The organism is Streptomyces sp. NPDC097129 (genome assembly GCF_055668065.1).
In genome coordinates this window covers 61,204-83,468 of the sequence record NZ_JBVOQE010000012.1, presented here as the reverse complement: position 1 = coordinate 83,468, position 22,265 = coordinate 61,204, and the positions used below count along the sequence as shown (strand labels likewise).

Here is a 22,265-nt window from a genome sequence, read left to right as displayed (position 1 = left end):
CCATACAGATGAATTATACAAGCGTTCTAGACAACCGTTTAATACAGCCGTACATTCATGGGCATGACGACGAACCCGACGAGCACCACCCCGCCCCCGGCCGCCCGGGCCGGACGCCGTGAATGGACCGCGCTCGGTGTGCTGATGCTTCCGCTGCTGCTGGTCTCGATGGACGTCTCGGTGCTGTACTTCGCGATCCCCGCGATCAGCGCCGACCTTCAGCCGAGCGGCACGCAGCAGCTGTGGATCTTCGACATCTACGCGTTCGTGCTGGCCGGCCTGCTGATGACGATGGGCTCGCTGGGCGACCGCATCGGCCGCCGCCGGCTGCTGCTGGTCGGCGCGGCCGCGTTCGGCGCCGCCTCACTGGTCGCCGCGTACGCCGACAGCGCCGGGACCCTGATCGCGGCCCGCGCGGTCCTCGGCGTGGGCGGGGCCACCCTGATGCCGTCCACCATGGCGATCGTCCGCACGATGTTCACCGACCCCGCGCAGCGCGCGAAGGCGATCGGGATGTGGTCCGGTGTGATGACCGGCGGCATCGCGCTGGGCTCAGTACTCAGCGGCGTCCTCGTCCAGTACTTCTGGTGGGGCTCGGTGTTCCTGGTCAACCTGCCCGCGATGGCGCTGCTGCTGGTCCTCGGCCCCGTCCTGCTGCCCGAGTCGAGGAATCCCGAGCCCGGCCGTTTCGACTGGGTGAGCGTGCCGCTGTCCATGGCCGCGGTGCTGCCCGTGATCTACGGCCTCAAGGAGATCCCGTCCGAGGGCTGGCACGTCGAGTACGTCGTCTCCGTCACCGTCGGTCTGCTCTTCGCGGTCCTCTTCGTGCAGCGTCAGCGCACGGCGGCCTCGCCGATGATCCCGCCGGCACTGTTCCGCGGACGGGGGTTCGCGCCGGCGGTCGTCCTCAACCTGGTGTCGTCCTTCGGGATGATGGGCTCGGCCTTCTTCACCACGCAGTACCTGCAGTCGGTGCTCGGCAAGAGCGCGATGGAGGCGGCCCTGTGGGCGCTGCTGCCGTCGGTGCCGATCGGCATGGCGGCGCCCCTGGCCGCGGCCCTGGTGCAGCGGGGCGTTCAGCGGGCCTACGTCGTCACGGCGGGCTTCCTCGTCGCCGCCGCCGGGTACGGGATGCTGGCCCTCGCCGGCACCGACTCGATGTGGCTGGTCCTGGCCGCGTGCGGGGTGCTGGCCTCCGGCATCGTCATGGTGATCTCCCAGATGACCGACCTCGCGATGGGTACGGCGCCGGTGGAGCGGGCCGGCTCCGCCTCCTCCCTGCTGGAGACGGGCACCGAGTTCGGCGGCGCGCTGGGGATGGCGGTGCTCGGCTCCATCGGGACGGCGGTCTACCGCCACGACATCCCGGCCTCGGCCCCGGACGCGGCCCGCGAGACCCTGGGCGGCGCGCTCACGGTGGCCGGGAAGGTGCCGGGACTGGCGGCGGTGGCCCGGGAGGCGTTCACCAGCGGGATGCAGGGCGCGGCGATCGCGGGTGCGGTCCTGCTGGCGGGGGCGGCCGTTGCGGCGGCCGTGACGCTGCGGGGCGTACGGGTGCGGGAGCAGGCAGAGACCGACACCACAGACACCGCAGACACCGCAGACACCGCGGCCATCGCTGCCTGAACACGCGCGAACGCCGGGTGGGGCCGAGGTTCTCCTCGGCCCCACCCGGCGTTGTGGCAGTGGATCAGACCAGGTTCACCGAACGGGCCGACGTGGCGCCGATCTCCGCGGCGAGCTCGGCCAGCACACCCGCCGGCACGGTGTCGTCCACGGTCAGGACGGCGAGCGCCTCGCCGCCGGCCGCCGCGCGGGCGACCTGCATGCCGGCGATGTTGATGCCGGCCTCGCCGAGGATGCGGCCGACGGTGCCGACGACACCGGGACGGTCCTCGTACTTCAGCACGGCCATGTGCTCGGCGAGCGCCAGGTCCACGTCGTAGTCGCCGACCGCGACGATCTTCTGGACGTGCTTGGGGCCGGCCAGCGTGCCGGAGACCGACACCTCCTCGCCGGTGCCGAGCGTGCCGCGCACGGTGACGACGTTGCGGTGGTCGGCCGACTCCGAGCTGGTGGTCAGGCGGACCTCGACGCCGCGCTCCTGCGCGAACAGCGGGGCGTTGACGTAGGAGACCGTCTCGTCGACGACGTCCTCGAAGACGCCCTTGAGGGCGGACAGCTCCAGCACCTTCACGTCGTGCTGGGTGATCTCGCCGTACACCTCGACGTCGAGGCGGACCGCGACCTCGCCCGCGAGCGCGGTGAAGATGCGGCCGAGGCGCTCGGCGAGCGGCAGTCCGGGCTTGACGTCCTCGGCGATGACACCGCCCTGGACGTTCACCGCGTCCGGGACCAGCTCACCGGCGAGCGCGAGGCGCACCGACTTGGCGACCGCGATGCCCGCCTTCTCCTGGGCCTCGTCGGTCGACGCGCCGAGGTGCGGGGTGCACACGACCTGGTCGAACTCGAACAGCGGGGAGTCCGTGCAGGGCTCCTTGGCGTACACGTCGAGGCCGGCGCCGGCGACCCGGCCCTCCTTGAGGGCGGAGTACAGGGCCTGCTCGTCGACGATGCCACCGCGCGCGGCGTTGATGATCCGCACGCTCGGCTTGACCTTGCGCAGGGCCTCGTCGCCGATCAGACCCAGCGTCTCGGGGGTCTTGGGCAGGTGGACGGTGATGAAGTCGGAGACCTCGAGCAGCTCGTCCAGGGAGAGGACCTTCACGCCCATCTGCGCGGCGCGGGCCGGCTGCACATACGGGTCGTAGGCGACGACCTTCATGCCGAAGCCGGACATGCGCTGGGCGACAAGCGCGCCGATGCGGCCGAGGCCGACGACGCCGAGGGTCTTCTCGGCCAGCTCCACGCCCGTGTACTTGCTGCGCTTCCACTCGCCGTTCTTCAGTGCGGCGTTGGCCTGCGGAATGTGGCGGGCGGTGGCGACGATCAGACCGCAGGCCAGCTCGGCGGCGGTCACGATGTTGGAGGTGGGGGCGTTGACGACCATCACGCCGGCCTTGGTGGCGGCGGAGACGTCGACGTTGTCCAGGCCGACGCCGGCGCGGGCGACGACCTTGAGCTTGCGCGCGGCCGCGATGGCCTCGGCGTCGACCTTGGTGGCCGAGCGGATCAGGATCGCGTCCACGTCGGCGATGGCCGGCAGCAGTTCGGCGCGGTCAGCGCCGTTGCAGTGCCGGATCTCGAAGTCGGGGCCGAGGGCGTCCACGGTGGCGGGCGACAGCTCTTCAGCGATGAGTACGACAGGTTTCGAGCTCACGTGAGTCCTCACATGTGCGATGCGGACGGCCGTCCCGACGGCCGCAGGCGGTGGAGGGGGGCTACCGCGGAAGACGCACGACGCTGTGGGCCTGACGCGTGTTGTTCAGCAGTCTAGTGGCGTGGCGGGGGCCGTATTGCGCCTCCGCGGAAGGATCACCCGTCCGTGGCTGGACGGGGTGGACAACGCCGCACTACCGACGTTACCCGAGGTTCGCCGAAGGGGCCGGAACGGTCTCGCTCCGGCCCCTCGGCGTGAGGCTTACGCCTCCTCGTTCACCCAGCTCATCAGCTTGCGGAGCTGCTTGCCGGTGGTCTCCAGCAGGTGCTCGGCGTCCTGCTGCTTGTACTCGTTGTACTTCTTCAGACCGCCGTGGTACTCGTCCATCCAGGTCCGGGCGAAGGTGCCGTCCTGGATCTCGGCGAGGACCTGCTTCATCTCGGCCTTGGTGGCGTCGGTGATGATGCGCGGGCCGGTGACGTAGTCGCCCCACTCGGCGGTCTCGGAGACGGACCAGCGCATCTTCTCCAGGCCGCCCTCGTACATGAGGTCCACGATCAGCTTCAGCTCGTGCAGGCACTCGAAGTAGGCGATCTCCGGCTGGTAGCCCGCCTCGACCAGGGTCTCGAAGCCGGCCTTGACCAGGGCGGAGGCGCCGCCGCACAGCACGGCCTGCTCGCCGAACAGGTCGGTCTCGGTCTCCTCGGTGAAGGTCGTCTTGATGACGCCGGCGCGGGTGCCGCCGATGGCCTTCGCGTACGACAGGGCCAGCGCGAAGGCGTTGCCGGTGGCGTCCTGCTCGACGGCGGCGATCGCGGGGACGCCGCGGCCCTCCTCGTACTGACGGCGGACCAGGTGGCCCGGGCCCTTCGGGGCGACCAGGGCGACGTCCACGCCGGCCGGGGGCTTGATGAAGCCGAAGCGGATGTTGAAGCCGTGGGCGAAGAACAGCGCGTTGCCGTCCGCCAGGTTCGGGGCGATGGACTCCTCGTAGACCTGGGCCTGGATCGGGTCCGGGATCAGGATCATGATGACGTCGGCCTCGGCGGCGGCCTCGGCCGGAGTCACCACGCGCAGGCCCTGCTCCTCGGCCTTGGCCTTGGACTTGGAGCCCTCGTGCAGACCGACACGCACGTCGACACCCGAGTCACGCAGCGACAGCGCGTGGGCGTGGCCCTGGCTGCCGTAACCGATGACCGCGACCTTGCGGCCCTGGATGATGGACAGGTCGGCGTCGGCGTCGTAGAACAGCTCGGCCACTTTGGGTTCTCTCCTTGTGTACAGGTGTTGCGTCCCACCGTATGACGGCGGGGGGAGGGGAAGTTCCGGGGTCTCGGTATCCGGGCGGCCGGTGTCACCCGGCCGCCCGAACGCGTCGTTACGCAGACCGGTCCAGGGCGCGCAGCGACCGGTCCGTGATCGAACGTGCGCCGCGGCCGATGGCGATCGTGCCGGACTGCACGAGTTCCTTGATGCCGTACGGCTCGAGCATCTTCAGCATCGCGGACAGCTTGTCGTTCGAGCCGGTCGCCTCGATCGTGACGGCGTCCGGGGAGACGTCGACCGTCTTGGCGCGGAAGAGCTGGACGATCTCGACGATCTGGGAGCGCGTCTCGTTGTCGGCGCGCACCTTCACCAGGACGAGTTCGCGCTGCACGGCGTGCGCCGGCTCCAGCTCGACGATCTTGAGCACGTTGACCAGCTTGTTGAGCTGCTTGGTCACCTGCTCCAGCGGCAGATCCTCGACGCCGACCACGATGGTGATGCGGGAGATGTCGGGGTGCTCGGTGACACCGACCGCGAGCGAGTCGATGTTGAAGCCGCGCCGGGAGAACAGGGCGGCGATCCGGGCGAGGATGCCCGGCGTGTTCTCCACCAGGACGGAGAGCGTGTGCTTGGACATGGTTTCTGCTCTTCCTTGCCGTCAGTCGTCTTCGTTGTCGCCGAAGTCGGGGCGGACGTCCCGGGCGGCCAAGATCTCGTCGTTGGAGGTGCCGGCGGCGACCATCGGCCAGACCATGGCGTCCTGGTGGACGATGAAGTCGATGACGACCGGGCGGTCGTTGATGGAGTTCGCCTCCTCGATGACCTTGTCGAGATCGGCGGGGTCCTCGCAGCGGATCGCGTGGCAGCCCATGGCCTCCGACAGCTTGACGAAGTCGGGGACGCGGGTGCCCTGGGCGGGCGCCTTGCCGTCGTGCTCCGGGCCGGAGTGCAGGACGGTGTTGGAGTAGCGCTGGTTGTAGAACAGCGTCTGCCACTGGCGGACCATGCCGAGGGCGCCGTTGTTGATGATGGCGACCTTGATCGGGATGCCGTTCAGGGCGCAGGTGGTCAGCTCCTGATTGGTCATCTGGAAGCAGCCGTCGCCGTCGATCGCCCACACCGTCTGGTCGGGCGCACCGGCCTTGGCGCCCATGGCGGCCGGGACGGCGTAGCCCATGGTCCCGGCGCCGCCGGAGTTCAGCCAGGTCGCCGGCTTCTCGTACTGGACGAAGTGCGCGGCCCACATCTGGTGCTGGCCGACGCCCGCGGCGAAGATCGTGCCCTCCGGGGCGAGCTGCCCGATGCGCTCGATGACCTGCTGCGGGGACAGCGAGCCGTCCTCGGGCTGGTCGTAGCCGAGCGGGTAGGTGTCGCGCCAGCGGCTGAGGTCCTTCCACCAGGCGGTGTAGTCGCCCTGGTTGCCCTCGCTGTGCTCCTTCTGCACGGCCTGGATCAGGTCGGCGATGACCTCGCGGGCGTCCCCGACGATCGGCACGTCCGCGGCGCGGTTCTTGCCGATCTCGGCCGGGTCGATGTCGGCGTGGACGATCTTCGCGTACGGCGCGAAGCTGTCCAGCTTGCCGGTGACACGGTCGTCGAAGCGGGCGCCGAGGGCGACGATCAGGTCGGCCTTCTGCAGCGCGGTGACGGCGGTGACCGCACCGTGCATGCCCGGCATTCCCACGTGCAGCGGGTGGCTGTCGGGGAACGCGCCGAGCGCCATCAGGGTGGTGGTGACGGGCGCTCCGGTCAGTTCGGCGAGGACCTTCAGCTCGGCGGTGGCCTGGGCCTTGAGCACGCCGCCGCCGACGTAGAGGACGGGACGCTTCGCGGCGGTGATCAGCTTCGCGGCCTCGCGGATCTGCTTGGCGTGCGGCTTGGTCACCGGGCGGTAGCCGGGCAGGTCCATGACGGGCGGCCAGGTGAAGGTGGTCTTCGCCTGGAGGGCGTCCTTGGCGATGTCGACCAGGACCGGGCCCGGGCGGCCGGTGGAGGCGATGTGGAACGCCTGCGCGATGACCCGCGGGATGTCCTCGGCCTTGGTGACGAGGAAGTTGTGCTTGGTGATCGGCATGGTGATGCCGACGATGTCCGCCTCCTGGAAGGCGTCCGTGCCGATCGAGCTGGACGCGACCTGGCCGGTGATCGCGACCATCGGCACGGAGTCCATGTGCGCGTCGGCGATCGGGGTGACCAGGTTGGTGGCGCCGGGGCCCGAGGTGGCCATGCAGACGCCGACCTTGCCGGTGGCCTGGGCGTAGCCGGTGGCGGCGTGACCGGCGCCCTGCTCGTGGCGGACCAGGACGTGGCGCACCCGGGTCGAGTCCATCAGCGGGTCGTAGGCGGGAAGGATCGCGCCGCCCGGAATGCCGAATACCGTGTCCGCGCCGACCTCCTCGAGGGAGCGGATGAGGGACTGCGCGCCCGTGACGTGCTCGACGGGGGCGTGCTGTCCTCCGGAACGGGGCCGCGGCTGCGGATGATGGGCCCCGGTGGCCTGCTCGGTCATCGGCATTCTCTTCTCGATGCTGAGGGTTTTTGCGAAGTTTGGGCGAAGTACGCTTGCTGTCTGTGCAACAAAAAACCCCTCGTGCCGTAAGGCAAGCGAGGGGAGCGCGCCGGGTGGGGGTCGCTGAGCGATCGGGGCTCAGCGTCAGCCGACGCGCTGTCCAAGTACGAGAATTCGGGTGCGCATGGCACTGACCCTCCCCCCGGCACGCACTCGGTGTCAAGTGGGTGGGACGGGAGTCTCATTATGTGAGCGCAAGGCCGTCCCGCCTCCCAGAACGGCCGGAACACCTGAGCGGAAACCGCCCGCGAACGCCGGTTCGGCCGGGCCGTGCGGCACCGGGCAGCGGCCGGAAGCGAGCGCTCTGCGCAGCCGGTACTCGTCCAGCGGCCCGGCGAAGGCCATGCCCTGTCCGTGGGTGCAGCCCATCGCGCGCAGGGCGACCACCTGCTCGGGCAGGTCCACGCCCTCGGCGACGGACTGCAGCCCGAGGTCGCCGGCGATCCGCAGCAGCCCGCCGGTGATCTTGTGCAGCCGGGCGGACTCCACGATCCCCTCCACCAGGCCGCGATCCAGCTTCAGCACGTCGACCGGCAGCCGCCGCAGCGCCGTGACGGCCGCGTAGCCGCTGCCGAAGCCGTCCAGGGCGATCCGTACACCGAGCCGCTTCAGGGCCGCCAGACGCCGCTCCAGCTCCTCCAGCGGCACCCGCGGGTCCAGGTCGGCCAGTTCGATCACCAGGGCCCCGGAGGGCAGCCCGTGCCGGGTCAGCAGGGCCTCGATCGAGCCGAGCGGCATCGACCGGTCCAGCAACCGCCGCGCCGAGACCCGCACGGCCACCGGAACGGCGCGGTCGGCGCCGGTGCGCTCGGCGGCCTGCTCGACGGCCTCCTGGAGCATCCAGCGGCCCAGTTCGGCCGTCTTGTCGCTGTCCTCCGCGACCCGCAGGAACTCGGCGGGCGTGAACAGCACGCCCTGCGAGGACCGCCAGCGCGCCTGCGCGGACACCGCCGTGATCCGGCCGTCCTCCAGCCGCACCACCGGCTGGTGCAGCAGACAGAACTCGCCGTCGTGCAGTGCGGCTCTGAGCCGGCCGGCCAGCTCCGCCTTGCGTACGACGTCCTGCTGCATCTGCGGCCGGTACAGCTCGACCCGGCCCTTGCCGCCCGCCTTGGCGCGGTACATCGCGAGGTCGGCGTTGCGCAGCAGCTCACCGGCGCCGAGGCCCGGTTCGGCGAAGGCGACACCGATGGAGGCGGCGACCCGGACCTCGTTGCCGCCGATCTCGTACGGCTGCGAGAGCGTCACCCTGAGGCGGTCGGCGAGCTCCAGGATGTGCCGTTCGCGGGCCGTACGGTCGCGAGAGTTGTCGCCGGCGATCAGGGCCGCGAACTCGTCGCCGCCGAGCCGGGACGCGGTGTCCCCCTGACGGACCGCGTCCTGCAGTCTCCGGGCGGCCTGCACGAGCAGTTCGTCGCCGGCCTGGTGGCCGATGGTGTCGTTGACGGCCTTGAAGCCGTCGAGGTCGATGAAGAGCACCGCGGTGTTGCGCAGCGCGAGCCCGCGGTCGCTGGCCCGGCGGCCGGACAGCGCCTGCTGCACGCGCCGGGTGAACAGCGCGCGGTTGGGCAGGTCGGTGAGCGGGTCGTGCTCGGCGTTGTGCTGGAGCTGCGCCTGCAGCCGCACCCGCTCGGTCACGTCCCGGCTGTTGAAGATCAGGCCGCCCTGGTGGCGGTTGACGGTCGACTCGACGTTGAGCCAGCCGCCGTCGCCGGAGCGGAAGCGGCACTCGATGCGGGTGGTGGGTTCGTCCTGCGGGTTCGCGGCGAGGAAACGGCGCACCTCGTGCACCACGCACCCGAGATCCTCGGGATGGATCAGGCTGGCCAGTTCCGTGCCCACCAGCTCCTCGGCGGGGCGCCCGTAGACGCCGGCGGCGGCCGGGGAGACGTACCGGAGGATGCCGCTGGGCGCGGCGATCATGATGACGTCGCTGGAGCCCTGCACCAGGGAGCGGAAGTGGTTCTCCTTCTGCGCCAGTTCCTGGGTGAGGGTGATGTTGTCCAGCAGCATGATGCCCTGGCGGACCACGAGCGCGAGCACGACCGTGCCGCCGGTCAGCAGCACCACGCGCGAGACGCTGTGGCCGTTGAGGACGTTGTAGAGGATCCCCAGCGTGCAGACCGCGGCGGCGAGGTACGGCGTGAGGGCGGCGAGGGAGCCGGTGATGGGCCGGGTGGCCGGGTACCGGCCGTGGTCGCCGGCCGGGGGCGGGCCCTGCGCGGGCGGCGTGGCCACGGGAGCGGGCGCCCTCGTCGCGGGCGCCGCGGCATCCGGTGCCGGGTGGTGCCCGCCGCGCGGGCCGCCGAGGTGCTGGTCGGCGCGCGGGTCGCCGGAGTGCTGCTCCCCGCGCGGGCCGCCGAGCTGCTGCTCGCCGCGCGGGCCGCCGGGCAGGTGTTCGTGGACGACGCGGGTGTGCCCGCGGGCGGCGGCCACGCGCCTGTGCCGGGGCGCGGCCCAGGGGGCGTAGGCCAGCAGCAGCGAGCCGGCGAACCAGCCCGCGTCGAGCAGTTGACCCGAGCGGTAGTTGTTGTGCAGCAGCGGCGAGGTGAACAGCGCGTCGCACATCACGGTGAGGGCGAGTGCGCCGATCGCCGTGTTGACGGCCGTGCGGTTCACCGCGGAGCGCCGGAAGTGCAGCACGAGCACCATGCTGACCAGCGCGATGTCCAGCAGCGGATACGCCAGCGACAGCGCGGCGTGGGCGACGCTGGGGCCGTCGAACTTCGCCGCCTGGGCGAGCGCGAGGCTCCAGGCCAGGGTGAGCAGCGAGCCGGCGATCAGCCAGGCGTCCAGCGCCAGGCACACCCAGCCGGCCTTCGACACCGGCCGCTTGGCCAGCACCAGCAGGCCGACGATGGCGGGCGGCGCGAAGCACAGGAAGAACAGGTCGGCGATGGAGGGGCTGGGCACGGGCTGGTCGAGTACGACCTCGTACCAGCCCCATACGCCGTTGCCGAGGGCCGCCATCGCCGAGGAGAAGGCGAACAGCATCCAGGCGGGCCGGAAGCGGACCCGGCGGGCGCGCCCGTAGAAGAAGCAGGACACCGAGGCCGCGGCGGCGGCGACCGCCAGTCCGAAGTCGCCCATGATCAGGGCGAGTTCCCGCGATCCCCAGTCGAACGAGGAGCCGACGGCGTAGGCACCGCAGACGAGGGCCAGCAGCAGCTGGTGGACGAGGTTGCGGGCGCCGTCACCGGCCGGCCGGCGCGGCAGCGGCGCGGGTGCGGGAGGCGGCGTGCGCAGGGCGCCGTCCAGGGTGGTCACGGAGGGCGGGGGCGAGCTCACCGGGGCCTCCCGGTCCGCGCGGTCCCCGGCTCCCGGGGGTCCCGGTGCGGTGGGTGGGCGTTCCTCCTGCGCGCGCCGGTCCTGCGGGAGTGAGGGGGGTGCTGGGTGGCGTGACCGCGGTGGCCGCGCCTGCCACCGCCGTGGGGCGGATGGCCGCCGTGGTACTGACCGTTGTGATGCTGGCCGTTGTGATGCTGGCCGTTGTGGCCCATGTGGCCGGTTCGGCTCTTGTGCGTGCTGTGGTCGGCGTGGTGGCTCGCTGTGCGTGCCGCCGTGCGCCAGGGTCGCTGTCGGCGGTCCGACAGCGTCGGGTCGTCGGTCCAAAGGCCGTGCATCGCCCGTCGCCCCCCTCACAACTCTGAGATGTCCGTCCCCGGCGCCGAACGGCGCGCGGCGCAGCCCCTGTCGGGACGATACACCAGTCTCGTCACTCAGGGACATAGTTCCTCTACGCTCCGTGACGACCAGCGGGAACGCGGGCACGGGCCGCGTTCGGGGGACTGCGGAGGGTGCCCGAACGGCGTCCGGTGGGGCTCGTGTGGTCCGCGGGACCGGGTTACGCGCCGCCGTCCTCCCCCGTCGTGAGGATCACGTTGCGCAGCGGCTCACGGTTCACGAAGCGGGTCAACTGGTCGACGAGGAGCCGCTTGGCACGCGGCAGGAAGGCGGACGTGGGGCCTCCGACGTGCGGCGAGATGAGGACGCCGGGGGCACGCCACAGCGGGTGGTCGCGCGGCAGCGGCTCGGGGTCGGTGACGTCCAGGGCGGCGGTGATGCGGCCGCTCTCCAGTTCGGCGAGCAGCGCCTTGGTGTCGACGACGGGGCCGCGGGCGATGTTGACGAGCAGGGCGCCGTCCTTCATCCGGGCCAGGAACTCGCCGTCGGCCAGGTGCCGGGTGGCGTCGGTGAGCGGAGTGGACAACACGACGACGTCCGCCTCGGGCAGCAGCGCGGGCAGTTCGGTGAGCGGGTGCACGGGGCCGCGCTCCGTGGTGCGCGCGGAGCGTGCGACGCGCACGACCCGCGCGAGCTCGAACGGCGCGAGCCGGTCCTCGATGGCGGCGCCGATCGAGCCGTAGCCGACGATGAGGACGGTCTTGTCGGCGAGGGCGGGACGGAAGCCGCCCAGCCACTCGCCCCGTTCCTGCGCCCGCACGAAGTCGGGGATGCCGCGCAGGGAGGACAGGATGAGGGTCAGGGTCAGTTCGGCCGTGCTCGCCTCGTGCACACCGCGGGCGTTGCACAGGCGGACGCCGGGGCGGAGGTGGTGCAGGCCGGGCTGGACGTGGTCGATGCCGGCGGACAGGGTCTGGACGACCTGGACACCCCGCATCTCGGGCAGCGGGCGCACGCCCACACCGCTCGGCTTCATGTACGGCACGACGTAGAAGGCGCAGTCGGCCGGGTCGGCGGGGAACTCCGGCTCGCCGTTCCAGAAACGGTAGGCCGGGCCCTCGGGGAGACCCTCGATCTCGTCGGGCGGGAGGGGCAGCCACACGTCGGCGGTCACGTCAGCAGTCATGGGTGGAGGCTATGTCAGGTGTCCGCAGGCGCAGAGGTTAGGTTGGGACGCCTGGAGAGGGAGGGTCACGAGCAGGTGGAGCGCAGGACGATCGGCGCGGCGGCACTCTCTGTTGGGGCCGTCGGACTCGGGTGCATGCCGATGAGCTGGGGGTACAGCCGGTCGCGGCAGCGGGGCGAGGAGTCGGTCAGGGCGGTTCACCGGGCGCTCGATCTGGGTTCGTCGCTGCTGGACACCGCGGACATGTACGGGCCGTTCACGAACGAGCTGCTGCTGGGGCGGGTGCTGAAGGAGCGGCGGGCGGACGCGTTCGTGTCGACCAAGGTCGGGCTGCTGGTGGGTGATCAGCACGTCGTGGCCAACGGGCGTCCGGGGTATGTGAAGCGGGCGTGCGACGCGTCGCTGCGGCGGTTGCAGACCGACGTGATCGATCTCTACCAGCTTCACCGTGCCGACCCCGAGGTGCCCGTCGAGGAGACGTGGGGCGCGATGGCGGAGCTGGTGCAGGCCGGGAAGGTGCGGGCGCTGGGGCTGTGCGCGGTGGGGGTGCGTGGGCGCGGGGGGCGGCGGGGCGGTGACCGGCGCGGGCTGTACGACGGGACGTTGCGGCAGTTGCAGCGGGTGCAGCAGGTGTTTCCGGTGAGCGCGGTGGAGGCGGAGTTGTCCGTGTGGTCGCCGGAGGCCGTGCGGGCGCTGTTGCCGTGGTGCGAGGCGCGGGGGGTGGGTTTCCTCGCGGCGATGCCGTTGGGGAACGGGTTCCTGACCGGCACGTTGACGCCGGGTGAGGGGTTCGAGCCCGACGACATGCGGGCGCGGCATCCGCGGTTCACGGCGGAGATGATGGCGGCGAACCAGCCGATCGTGGCGGGGCTCCGGAGGGTTGCGCGGCGGCACGGGGAGTCTGTGACACCGGCGCAGGTGGCGCTGGCGTGGGTGCTGGCGCAGGGTCGGCATGTCGTGGCGGTGCCGGGGGCCAAGCGGGAGCGGTGGGTTTCGGAGAACGCGGGGGCGGTGGGGGTGTCTCTGACGGGGGCGGATCTGGCGGAGTTGGGGGCGTTGCCTGCGGCTCGGGGGTCTTGGGACTGAGGTGCTTTTGCGGGGGGCGGGTGCGGGTGCCTGCGGCGCTGGGTCGTGTGTCGGGTGCGGGTGCGGGTGCCTGCGGCGCTGGGTCGTGTGTCGGGTGCGGGTGCGTTGTCGCCTGCGGGTGCGTTGTGCCTGCGGCGCTGGGTGCGTGGTCGTCTGCGGGTGCGTTGTGGCTGGTCGCGCCGTTCCCCGCGCCCCTTTGATGCCTGCGGCGGCCCGTTGCTGTCCGGTGGGCGGTTGCTGTCGCGCCTGCGGCCGGTTTCTGAGTCGGGGCCGGGGTGGGGGGTGTCCGTCCTCGGTCCGGCCGGCCGTTTCCGACGCGCTCGCTGTTGGTCGGTGCCGGACGCTGCGGGCGGACACCCCCCACCCCGGCCCCTTCCCGCCGTCGGCGACTGCGGGCCGCCATGCGTGCGTCGGGTTTGTCGGAGCGGGAACCTTGGGGGTGTGGGCGGCGTATGAAGCAGGGGGCGGGGAAGGGAGTGCAGCGTGCAGGGGCGAGTTGGGGCGGCTCTGGCGGCCACCGTCGTGATCGTGGGGGCCGCCGGTTGTTCCGCCGGCGGGACGTCGCCGGAGACGGCCGCCTCGCCGAGTCGCGCGGTGGCGGCGCCGACCGCGTCCGGGGAGTCCGCCGCGCCCGCGAAGGGCACCGTCACGGTCGTGCGTACCGTCGCCACCGGGCTGGACACGCCGTGGGGGCTTGTTGCGCTGCCGGACGGTGGTCTGCTGGTGGCCTCGCGGGACAAGGGCACGATCACCCGGGTCGACGAGAAGACCGGGAAGAAGACCGAGCTGGGTGAGGTGTCCGGGGTCGCCGCGGACGGCGAGGGCGGGCTGCTGGGCATCGCGCTGTCCCCGGACTATGCCGCGGACCACATGATCTACGCCTACTTCACCTCCGCCTCGGACAACCGCATCGCCCGCATGATCTACGACGCGAGGAAGCCCGCGAAGGAGCAGCTCGGTGCCCCCGACACCGTGTTCAAGGGCATTCCCAAGGGGGTGATCCACAACGGCGGCCGGATCGCCTTCGGGCCGGATCGGATGCTGTACGCCGGGACGGGCGAGAGCGGGGAACGGGGTCTCGCGCAGGACCGGAAGTCGTTGGGCGGGAAGATTCTGCGGATCACGCCGGAGGGGGAGCCCGCGCCGGGTAACCCGTTCCCCGACTCCCCCGTGTACTCCTACGGGCACCGCAATGTGCAGGGGCTCGCCTGGGACGGCAAGCAGCGACTGTTCGCCTCGGAGTTCGGGCAGGACACCTGGGACGAGCTCAACGCGATCAAGCCGGGGGGCAACTACGGGTGGCCGGATGTGGAGGGGCGGTCCGGTGACAGCGCGTATGTGAACCCGATCGCTCAGTGGCACACGGACGACGCCTCGCCCAGCGGCATCGCCTACGCCGACGGCTGTGTGTGGATGGCCGCGCTCAAGGGGCAGCGGCTGTGGCGGATTCCCCTCAAGGGCACACAGGCGTCCGCGGCGCCGCAGGACTTCCTGCGAGGTGAGTACGGGCGGCTGCGCACGGTGGTCGCGGCCGGTGGGGACAGGCTGTGGGTCACCACCAGCAACACCGACGGACGCGGTCAGCCGAAGAGCGGCGACGACCGGATCCTGGAGCTGCGGGTCGGCTGAGGGCGCTCAGCGCGGGGCGTCCTCGTCCTCTTCCGGGCTCGGTGGCCGTACGACCACCTTGCCGGACGCCAGGTCTATCGGGCCGCGCCCGGGGTCGCCGTCGCCGACGTCCTCCCGGGTCAGCTCCAGCCGGTTCTGCTCGTCACGGGTGTGCTTGCGGCCGGGCGAGAACAGTTCCTCGAAGACGTTGAACATCGCCCCTCCCCTGCCGGTTGCCTCCACCCTACGTCTCAGCGCGCGGCCCGGACAGGGAGGGCCTCGGCGTACAGGCCCAGCCGGTGCGCGACGGCCGCCGCCTCTCCGCGGCCGGAGACGCCCAGCTTGGCCAGGATGTTGGACACGTGGACGCTGGCGGTCTTCGGGGAGATGAACAGCTCCTCGGCTATCTGGCGGTTGGTGCGGCCGGCCGAGACCAGGCGCAGCACGTCCCGTTCGCGGCTGGTGAGGCCGAGGGCTTCGGCCGGGTCGTCACAGGCCCGGTCCGGCTGCGCGGGGCCGGTCAGGGGCAGCCGGGCGCGGCGGGCCAGCTCGGCGGTGGAGTCGGCCAGCGGGCGGGCGCCCAGGTGGTCGGCGACGGCGTGGGACAGGCGGAGCAGTTCGGTGGCCCGGGCGCGCTCGTCGTCGCCGCCGGCGGTGACGAGGGCCTCGGCGAGGCGGTGCCGGACGCGGGCGAGGTCGTAGGGGCGTTCCAGGGCCTCGAAGGCGGCGACGACCGGGGTCCAGGTGCCGGGGGTGGCGCGGCCCTCGGCGCGCAGCAGTTCGGCGCGGACCCACTGCTCGTGGGCGTGCCAGATCGGGGCGGCCGTCGTGAGTTTTCTGGCGGCCTGGCGGATGCGGTCGAGGGTCCGCTCGCGGTCCTGCGCGGCCGCGGGCAGGGTGCGCGCGTCCGCCTCGGCGGTGGCCGCCGCCAGCAGCAGGGGCCAGGCGTAGCGCTGGGTGCCGAGCGGTGTCCCGGCGTCCAGGGCGCCCTCGAGTTCCGCGCGGGCGCCCTGGAGGCGGCCCTGGGCGGCGGCGACGCCGACGGCGATCCGGGCCAGGGGCAGCCACTGCTGGGGCATCGGGTCGTGGGAGCCGAGGTGGCTGCGGGAGGCGTTGAGCTGCCGTTCGGCTTCGGCCACCTCACCGCGGGCGAGCGCGAGGTGGGCCAGGCACAGCGCGCCCGTGGCCTGCGGCTTGGCGCTCTGTCCGCGGCGCAGGGCGTTCTCCGCGGCCTGGGCGGCGCCGTCCCACTCGCCCAGCGAGTACAGCGAGTCGGAGAGGTTGCCCCACGCCCAGGATTCGAAGTCGAGCAGCCCGAACTTCCGGGCGTAGGCGGTGCCTTCGCGCAGCAGCGCGGCGGCTTCCCGGGAACGTCCCACCGATTCGAGCTCGGAGGGCAGGTTGACGTAGGCGCGGCCCGCCACGGTGGGCACGCCGTCCTCGATCGCCTGGTCCAGGACCTGGCGCATGTCGGCGAGGCCCTCCTCGACGGCGCCGGAGTCCACAGTGAGCCCGCCGAGCGTCAGCCGGGCGTTCAGTTCGGTGGCGCGGGAGCCGACCATGCGGGCGTACTCCACCGCGCTCTGCGCGGCGGCGAGCGCCTCGGCCCCGGGCTGGTGCAGCATCGACCAGCCGGCGACGGCGGCGAGCACCTCGGCGTGCACGGTGGACGGCGGCAGTCCGCGCACCAGCTCCTGGGCGGTGGCGAGTTCGGCCCAGCCGTCCCCGCGGGCGAGGGCCTGCACCAGACGGGACCGCTCGCGCCAGAACCAGGCGGCGCGCAGCGGGTCCGGGTCGGCCTCCAGCAGGCGCAGCGCCCGCTTGGTGATCTTCAGGGCGCGTTCCCGCTCCATCGCCAGCCGGCCGGCGACGGCCGCCTCGGCCATCAGGTCGAGGTAGCGCAGGGGGGTGGAGGCGGGATCGCAGCCGCACGCCGGATAGGCGTCCGCGTGGTCGTGCGGCCGCAGGCGCGCCCGTACGTCCTCCGGTACGGCGTCCCACAGCTCCATCGCCCGTTCCAGCAGGCCGAGTTGCTCGCTGTAGGCGTGGCGGCGGCGGGCGGTGACCGAGGCGTCCAGGACGGCGGGCAGGGCCTTGGCGGGATCGTGCGCGTGGTACCAGTAGCTGGCCAGGCGCATGGAGCTCTGGTCGGCGGGGACGAGGGCGGGGTCGCTCTCCAGGGCCTCGGCGTAACGGCGGTTGAGGCGGGAGCGCTCGCCGGGGAGCAGGTCGTCGCTGACGGCTTCGCGGACCAGGGAGTGGCGGAAGCGGTAGCCGTCGCCGGCCGGGGTGGGGCTGAGGATGCTGGCGTTGACGGCGGCGCGCAGGGCTTCGATGAGGTCGTCCTCGGCGAGGGACGCGACGGCGGCGATCAGCCGGTACTCGACGGTGGAGCCGCCCTCGGCGACGACCCGGACGACCCGCTGGGCGCTCTCGGACAGCGCCTCGACGCGGACGAGGAGCAGGTCGCGCAGGGTGTCCGTGAGGCCGGTGCAGCAGCCCGCGTGGGCGGCGACGGCGAGTTCCTCGACGAAGAAGGCGTTGCCGTCGGAGCGTTCGAAGATGTCGTCGACCTGGTCGGGGTCGGGTTCGCCTGCGATGATGCCGGCGACCTGACGGCAGACCTCCTCACGCGTGAAGCGGGCGATGTCGAGGCGGCGGACGGTGCGCAGCCGGTCGAGTTCGGCGAGGAGGGGGCGCAGGGGGTGGCGGCGGTGGATGTCGTCGGAGCGGTAGGTGGCGAGGACGACGAGGCGGCCGGAGCGCAGGGTGCGCAGCAGGTAGGCGAGGAGGTGACGGGTGGAGGCGTCGGCCCAGTGCAGGTCCTCCAGGGCGACGACGACGGTCCGCTCGGCGGCGATCTGCTGGAGCAGGCGGGCGGTGAGTTCGAAGAGGCGGGCCATGCCCTCCTCGTCATGCCGGCCGGTCCCGGTCTCGCCCAACTCGGGCAGCAGCCGGGCCAGTTCGTCCTCCTGACCGGCGGCCGCGGCGGCGACGTCGGCGGGCAGTTCGCGGCGCAGGGCGCGCAGGGCGGCGGAGAACGGGGCGAACGGCAGGCCGTCGGCGCCGATCTCGACGCAGCCGCCGAGCGCGACGACGGCGCCCTCCCGGCCGGCGGCGGTGGCGAACTCCTCCACCAGCCGCGTCTTGCCGACGCCGGCCTCCCCCGCGATGAGCAACGCCTGCGGCTCGCCCGTGGCGGCGCGGGCGAGCGCGTTGTGCAATGTCTCCAACTCGTCGGCGCGGCCGACGAACACGGGACTGACGGACCTGGTCTCCACGCCGGAGAGCATCGCACGGGCCTCTGACAACCGGGCACCGGTTTTCGCCGGGGGCAGAGCGGGCGCCGGACCCTCGACGCTGGTCATCAGGCCGACGCCCGCACGGGCGGAGGCTCCCGCGGTGTCCTTGTCGGGCGGCCGGGGAAGTGCGACGGGCGCGGTCACCGGGACCGATCCGGACACGTCCCCTCCGCCGGGGCGATCGGCCGGGGCCGGTACCGACCCGGGCGCCCGGACCTCCGGCGCCGCCGCCATCCCGGACACCATCGCCTCCGAAACGCCGGACACCGGCCTCGTCGGGAGGCCGGTGTCGGTGGTACCGGGTGGGTGTGCCGGCGTGGACGTCGCCGGGTGCGGGCGGCCGACCCCCGTACGGCCGCTCCCCGCACCCGGCGTCGTACCGCTCACGCGGCCCGGGTGGACCAGCGGCGGCGCGGGCGGCCGGTATGCCCCTCGGCCTCCGTGGTGTGTGCGGCGGCTTCGCGGAGGGCGGCGCGGCGGGCGCGGACGGCCTCGAGGGCCAGGCGCTCCTGGTCGGCCCGGCGGATCAGCTCGGCGGATCGGGCCTGCTGGACGTCGTACTCGTACATGGGGTCCCCCTGCGGGATGAGAGTCGAGGTTTCGCTTGCTGCGATGCCCCAACTCTCGTCTCCCAGGGGGGTCCGCCACATCGGGAGAGTTCCGCATCTTGCGCGCCGCGCGGGGCCTTAGACACGGGTAAGGGGTCTCAGGGCCGTCGTAAGGCACTGCGGTGGACCTAAGACCATCGCCGGGGTCAGCTCGTGGCGGGCAGTCCCAGCAGGACGTCCGTGTACTTCAGGACCGCCAGGAGCAGCCCGATGACGCCGAGGGAGACGCCCGCCCAGGCGACCGACTTGATCCACGGCGCCTGCGGCCTGCCGGGTGCGCCGAACGCGGGCCGGGCGAGCACGACGACACCCACGACCAGCGCGGCCAGTGCGAACAGGCCGGCCCACAGCGCGGTGGCCTGCCAGGCGTCGCCGTAGCCCGCCTTGACCATCTTCGCGACGCTGGAGGACTGCGAGGTGTGCAGCTGGCCGATGAGCGACTGGCGCGCGGAGGCCACCGTGCCCGTCCAGCCGCCGGTGAGCGAGACGATGCCCAGCCCGGCGGCGACGACGGCGCCGGCGCCCTGGCCGACCCCGGACGGGCCGGCCTCCTGCTGCTCGGTCTCCCCCGCCTGCGCTTCGGGCGTCTCCTGCTCGGTCTGCGTCTCCTCCTCGGTCCCGGTCGCCTCGTCGGCCGGCGTCGCCGCGGCCTCGTGCTCAGTCTTGGTAGCCATGCTCCGCACCGTACGGACGGAGTCTGAGAGGTCCCTTAATGATCGTCCCGGGGCCCGGCGGGCGTCACGCGCGTGCCGCGCGCCATTCGGGGGCGAGCACCGACCAGATCTCCAGGTCGTGCCGTTCTCCGTGGTGGAGGTAGGCCGCGCGCCGTACCCCGTCGCGGGTCATGCCGAGGCGGCGGGCGACGTTGATGCTGGGGACGTTGCCGGCGGAGGCGACCCACTCGACGCGGTGGATGCCGCGCTCCTCGACGGCCCAGTCGATGAGCACCCGCATCGCCCGGGTGATCAGCCCGCGCCCGGTCGCGGCGGGTTCCAGCCAGCAGCCGACCTCGCAGGTGCCGTTCTCGGCGTCGAAGTTCAGCGTGAGGACGCCGCCGACGAGCTTGCCGTCCAGCCACAGCCCGTGCAGCGAGGCCGTGCCGGCGGCGCGCAGGTCGGCGTACCGCTGGAGCGCCTCGCGCGCCGTGGGGACGTCGACGGCCTTGGAGCCGAAGGGGACGTACCGGTTGATGAAGTCGCGTCCCCGCTCCAGGTGCGCCAGGAACTCCTCGGCGTGCCAGGGCTCCAGCGGCCGCAGCCGCGCTCCGTCGTCACCCAGGGATATCGCGTACATCCTGCCGCTGCTCCTTCGCCAGTACGTCCGCCACCTCGGCGTCCGTCGCAGCGGCCAGCCTCTCATGGGCGGCGCGGCACTCGGGCGGCTCGATGCTGATGCGGGGCAGGACGCGGTCCAGGCTCCGCGGCAGCCACCAGTTCGCGGCGCCGAGCAGGTGCATGAGGGCGGGCACCAGCAGGGTGCGCAGGACGAAGGCGTCCAGGGCGACGGCGGCGGCCAGCGCTATGCCGAACATGGCGATGACCCGGTCTCCGCTGAGGACGAAGGCGAGGAAGACGGAGATCATGATGACCGCCGCGGAGTTGATCACCCGGCTGGTCTCGGCGAGCCCTATGCGGACGGCGCGCCGGTTGTCGCCGGTCTCCAGCCACTCCTCGTACATCCGGCTGACCAGGAAGACCTGGTAGTCCATGGAGAGCCCGAAGAGGACCGACACCATGATCACGGGGAGGAAGGGCTCGATGGGGCCCGCGCGGCCCAGTCCGAGCAGTTCGCTGCCCCAGCCCCACTGGAAGATCGCGACGACGACGCCGAACGCGGCGGCGACGGCGGCGATGTTCATCACGGCGGCCTTCAGCGGGATGCCGACGGACCGGAAGGCGAGCAGGAGCAGCAGGCAGCCGAGCCCGATGACCACGCCGACGAAGAGGGGCAGTTTGCCGACGATGACGCCGGCGAAGTCGTCGTAGGAGGCGGTGACGCCGCCGACGTACACGTCGAGGGACGTTCCGGCCTCGGCGCGGGGCAGCACGTCGGTGCGCAGCCGGCCGACGAGGTCGCTGGTCGCCTGCGACTGCGGCGCGGACTCGGGGACGACGGTGAGGTACGCGGTGTCGCCGCCGGGGCCGTAGGTCGCGGGGGTCACGGAGGCGACGCCCCGGGTGCCGCGCAGGGTGGTGTCGAGGTTGTCCAGGGCGAGTTTGTCCTGGGCGCCGTCTACGCGCGTCACCAGGGTCAGAGGCCCGTTGACGCCCGGCCCGAAGCCGTCCGCGAGGAGGTCGTAGGCCTTGCGGGTGGTGGTGGTCTGCGGGTCGTTGCCCTGGTCGGAGGTGCCCAGATGGAGGGAGAGCGTGGGCAGCGCGAGCAGGGCGATGACGGCGACGGCGATGCCGCCGAGTTTCCTGGGGTGGCGCTCGACGAACGCCGACCAGCGGGCCGCGAACCCGGTCGGCAGCTCCGGCTGCGGCCCGTGCTCGGCGAGCCGGCGCCGTTCGCGGCGGCTGAGGGCGCGCATGCCGATGAACGACAGCAGGGCGGGCAGCAGGGTCACGGAGGCGGCGACGGTGAGCACCACGGTCAGTGAGGCGGCCACGGCGACGCCGTTGAGGAAGTTCAGCCGCAGGATCAGCATGCCGAGCAGGGCGATGCACACGGTCGCGCCCGCGAAGACGACGGCGCGTCCGGTGGTGGCGACGGCGTTGGTGGCGGCCTCGGTGACACTGAGCCCGCGTTTGAGCCCGCGTCGGTGGCGCGTGACGATGAACAGCGCGTAGTCGATGCCGACGCCGAGCCCGATGAGCATGCCGAGCATGGGCGCGAAGTCGGCGACGGTCATGGCGTGCCCGAGCAGTTCGATCCCCGCGTAGGCGGTGCCGACGCCGACCAGGGCGGTGGCGATGGGCAGCAGCGAGGCGGCGAGGGAGCCGAAGGCGAGGAAGAGCACGACGGCGGCGACGAGCACGCCGACGATCTCGGCGAGGTGTCCGCCGGAGGTCTTGGTCAGCGCGATGGCGCTGCCGCCCAGCTCGACCTGGAGCCCGTCGCCCTCGGCGGCCTTGGCGGTGTGCACCACGGCCTGCGCCTCGGCGGGGGTGAGGTGCTCGACGGTGTCGGCGAAGGTGACGGTGGCGTAGGCGGTGTGTCCGTCGGCGCTGACCCGGCCGGCGCCCTGGCCGCTGTAGGGGCCGCTGACGGCCACCACGCCGGGCAGGTCGTCGATCTTCTCCAGCGTGCGGGTCATGGTCTGCTCGACGTCGGCGGCGCGGACGGTGCCGGACGTGGTGTGCCAGACGACGGTGTCGCTGTCGCCGCTCATGCCGGGGAAGCCCTCTGCGAGCAGTTCGGCGGCGTGGCCGGCCTGGGTGCCGGGGACGTCGTAGTCGTTGGAGTAGGCGGAGCCGGTCACGGCGGCGGCAGCGGTGACTCCGCCGAAGGCGAGGAGCCACAGCAGTACGGCGATCAGGCGCCGTCGAACACACCAGCGTGCAAGGGCTGCCACGAACCTGCTCCCAGAGTGACTGAATTGTGGATCTTTGACCGGGAACAGTGGTCCATTAACCGAACAGCCCGCAAAGAACGCATGAGCAACGCATAGCCACTCTTTCAGGCGGAAATGATCGTTTGCCGCTTTCGTGGCCTGGTTCACAGGTGTTGGGAGCGAGGTCACAGGACAATCGGGGGAACTCTGTCACCTGTTGTGGCGTCACTCACATGCGGCAGG

15 protein-coding genes are annotated in these 22,265 nt (G+C 72.3%); 3 read left to right on the top strand and 12 right to left on the bottom strand.

The annotated features are described in order from the left end of the window. Nucleotides 1-63 precede the first annotated feature (63 nt). Nucleotides 64-1,626 carry an MFS transporter gene (locus tag AC0B9F_RS30065; protein WP_472007847.1) on the top strand — a complete coding sequence of 521 codons (1,563 nt, stop codon included), beginning with the start codon at nt 64-66 and terminating at the stop codon, nt 1,624-1,626. Nucleotides 1,627-1,690: 64 nt separating this feature from the next. On the opposite strand, the gene serA is transcribed toward AC0B9F_RS30065, so the two are convergent. The 6 genes from serA to AC0B9F_RS30035 all read right to left on the bottom strand — a co-directional run bounded on the left by serA (nt 1,691) and on the right by AC0B9F_RS30035 (nt 11,925). Continuing rightward, entirely contained in the window at nt 1,691-3,280 is a 1,590-nt protein-coding gene (serA, locus tag AC0B9F_RS30060; RefSeq protein ID WP_472007845.1) for a phosphoglycerate dehydrogenase, read from the bottom strand. 261 nt (nt 3,281-3,541) lie between these two features. After that, nucleotides 3,542-4,540 carry a ketol-acid reductoisomerase gene (ilvC, locus tag AC0B9F_RS30055; RefSeq protein ID WP_472007843.1) on the bottom strand — a complete coding sequence of 333 codons (999 nt, stop codon included), beginning with the start codon at nt 4,538-4,540 and terminating at the stop codon, nt 3,542-3,544. Nucleotides 4,541-4,658: 118 nt separating this feature from the next. Continuing rightward, the gene (ilvN, locus tag AC0B9F_RS30050) at nt 4,659-5,183 is read right to left on the bottom strand and encodes an acetolactate synthase small subunit (RefSeq protein WP_472007841.1); all 525 of its coding nucleotides are present in this window, start codon (nt 5,181-5,183) and stop codon (nt 4,659-4,661) included. Between the two features lie 21 nt (nt 5,184-5,204). Continuing rightward, complete coding sequence (locus AC0B9F_RS30045; protein ID WP_472007840.1) at nt 5,205-7,061, bottom strand: acetolactate synthase large subunit; 1,857 nt, start codon at nt 7,059-7,061, stop codon at nt 5,205-5,207. Between the two features lie 213 nt (nt 7,062-7,274). Further along, nucleotides 7,275-10,403 carry a putative bifunctional diguanylate cyclase/phosphodiesterase gene (locus AC0B9F_RS30040; RefSeq protein ID WP_472007838.1) on the bottom strand — a complete coding sequence of 1,043 codons (3,129 nt, stop codon included), beginning with the start codon at nt 10,401-10,403 and terminating at the stop codon, nt 7,275-7,277. Nucleotides 10,404-10,959: 556 nt separating this feature from the next. Then, entirely contained in the window at nt 10,960-11,925 is a 966-nt protein-coding gene (locus AC0B9F_RS30035; RefSeq protein ID WP_472007837.1) for a 2-hydroxyacid dehydrogenase, read from the bottom strand. A 75-nt stretch (nt 11,926-12,000) separates the two neighbouring features. On the opposite strand from AC0B9F_RS30035, the gene AC0B9F_RS30030 reads away from it, so the two are divergent. Both AC0B9F_RS30030 and AC0B9F_RS30025 read left to right on the top strand, forming a co-directional pair. Next, on the top strand, nt 12,001-13,011 hold the full coding sequence (locus tag AC0B9F_RS30030) for an aldo/keto reductase (RefSeq protein ID WP_472008116.1): 1,011 nt from the start codon (nt 12,001-12,003) through the stop codon (nt 13,009-13,011). Between the two features lie 483 nt (nt 13,012-13,494). Next, nucleotides 13,495-14,640, top strand: coding sequence for a PQQ-dependent sugar dehydrogenase (locus AC0B9F_RS30025; protein ID WP_472007835.1), 1,146 nt, complete (start codon nt 13,495-13,497; stop codon nt 14,638-14,640). A 6-nt stretch (nt 14,641-14,646) separates the two neighbouring features. Here AC0B9F_RS30025 and AC0B9F_RS30020 read toward each other — a convergent pair whose 3' ends face one another. The 6 genes from AC0B9F_RS30020 to AC0B9F_RS29995 all read right to left on the bottom strand — a co-directional run bounded on the left by AC0B9F_RS30020 (nt 14,647) and on the right by AC0B9F_RS29995 (nt 22,043). Then, nucleotides 14,647-14,835, bottom strand: a complete 189-nt coding sequence (locus AC0B9F_RS30020) for a DUF6191 domain-containing protein (RefSeq protein ID WP_472007834.1) — start codon at nt 14,833-14,835, stop codon at nt 14,647-14,649. A 35-nt stretch (nt 14,836-14,870) separates the two neighbouring features. Further along, the gene (locus AC0B9F_RS30015; RefSeq protein WP_472008114.1) at nt 14,871-17,912 is read right to left on the bottom strand and encodes a helix-turn-helix transcriptional regulator; all 3,042 of its coding nucleotides are present in this window, start codon (nt 17,910-17,912) and stop codon (nt 14,871-14,873) included. A gap of 392 nt (nt 17,913-18,304) precedes the next feature. Next, nucleotides 18,305-18,490 carry a hypothetical protein gene (locus AC0B9F_RS30010; RefSeq protein WP_472007832.1) on the bottom strand — a complete coding sequence of 62 codons (186 nt, stop codon included), beginning with the start codon at nt 18,488-18,490 and terminating at the stop codon, nt 18,305-18,307. 185 nt (nt 18,491-18,675) lie between these two features. After that, nucleotides 18,676-19,203: a hypothetical protein gene (locus tag AC0B9F_RS30005; RefSeq protein ID WP_472007830.1), complete on the bottom strand. Its 528-nt coding sequence runs from the start codon at nt 19,201-19,203 to the stop codon at nt 18,676-18,678. Between the two features lie 64 nt (nt 19,204-19,267). Next, a complete protein-coding gene (locus AC0B9F_RS30000) occupies nt 19,268-19,822 on the bottom strand; it encodes a GNAT family N-acetyltransferase (protein WP_472007829.1) in 555 nt (184 codons plus the stop codon). Continuing rightward, on the bottom strand, nt 19,800-22,043 hold the full coding sequence (locus tag AC0B9F_RS29995) for an MMPL family transporter (RefSeq protein WP_472007827.1): 2,244 nt from the start codon (nt 22,041-22,043) through the stop codon (nt 19,800-19,802). The genes AC0B9F_RS30000 and AC0B9F_RS29995 overlap by 23 nt, the downstream gene beginning before the upstream one ends. Nucleotides 22,044-22,265 lie beyond the last annotated feature (222 nt).

What these genes read in the sequence shown, in the direction of transcription:
- AC0B9F_RS30065 (WP_472007847.1), top strand. Translation starts at nt 64, where the DNA reads ATGACGACGAACCCGACGAGCACCACCCCGCCCCCGGCCGCCCGGGCC.
- ilvN (WP_472007841.1), bottom strand. Translation starts at nt 5,183, where the DNA reads ATGTCCAAGCACACGCTCTCCGTCCTGGTGGAGAACACGCCGGGCATC.
- AC0B9F_RS30045 (WP_472007840.1), bottom strand. Translation starts at nt 7,061, where the DNA reads ATGCCGATGACCGAGCAGGCCACCGGGGCCCATCATCCGCAGCCGCGG.
- AC0B9F_RS30035 (WP_472007837.1), bottom strand. Translation starts at nt 11,925, where the DNA reads ATGACTGCTGACGTGACCGCCGACGTGTGGCTGCCCCTCCCGCCCGAC.
- AC0B9F_RS30020 (WP_472007834.1), bottom strand. Translation starts at nt 14,835, where the DNA reads ATGTTCAACGTCTTCGAGGAACTGTTCTCGCCCGGCCGCAAGCACACC.
- AC0B9F_RS30015 (WP_472008114.1), bottom strand. Translation starts at nt 17,912, where the DNA reads ATGCTCTCCGGCGTGGAGACCAGGTCCGTCAGTCCCGTGTTCGTCGGC.
- AC0B9F_RS30010 (WP_472007832.1), bottom strand. Translation starts at nt 18,490, where the DNA reads ATGTACGAGTACGACGTCCAGCAGGCCCGATCCGCCGAGCTGATCCGC.
- AC0B9F_RS30005 (WP_472007830.1), bottom strand. Translation starts at nt 19,203, where the DNA reads ATGGCTACCAAGACTGAGCACGAGGCCGCGGCGACGCCGGCCGACGAG.
- AC0B9F_RS30000 (WP_472007829.1), bottom strand. Translation starts at nt 19,822, where the DNA reads ATGTACGCGATATCCCTGGGTGACGACGGAGCGCGGCTGCGGCCGCTG.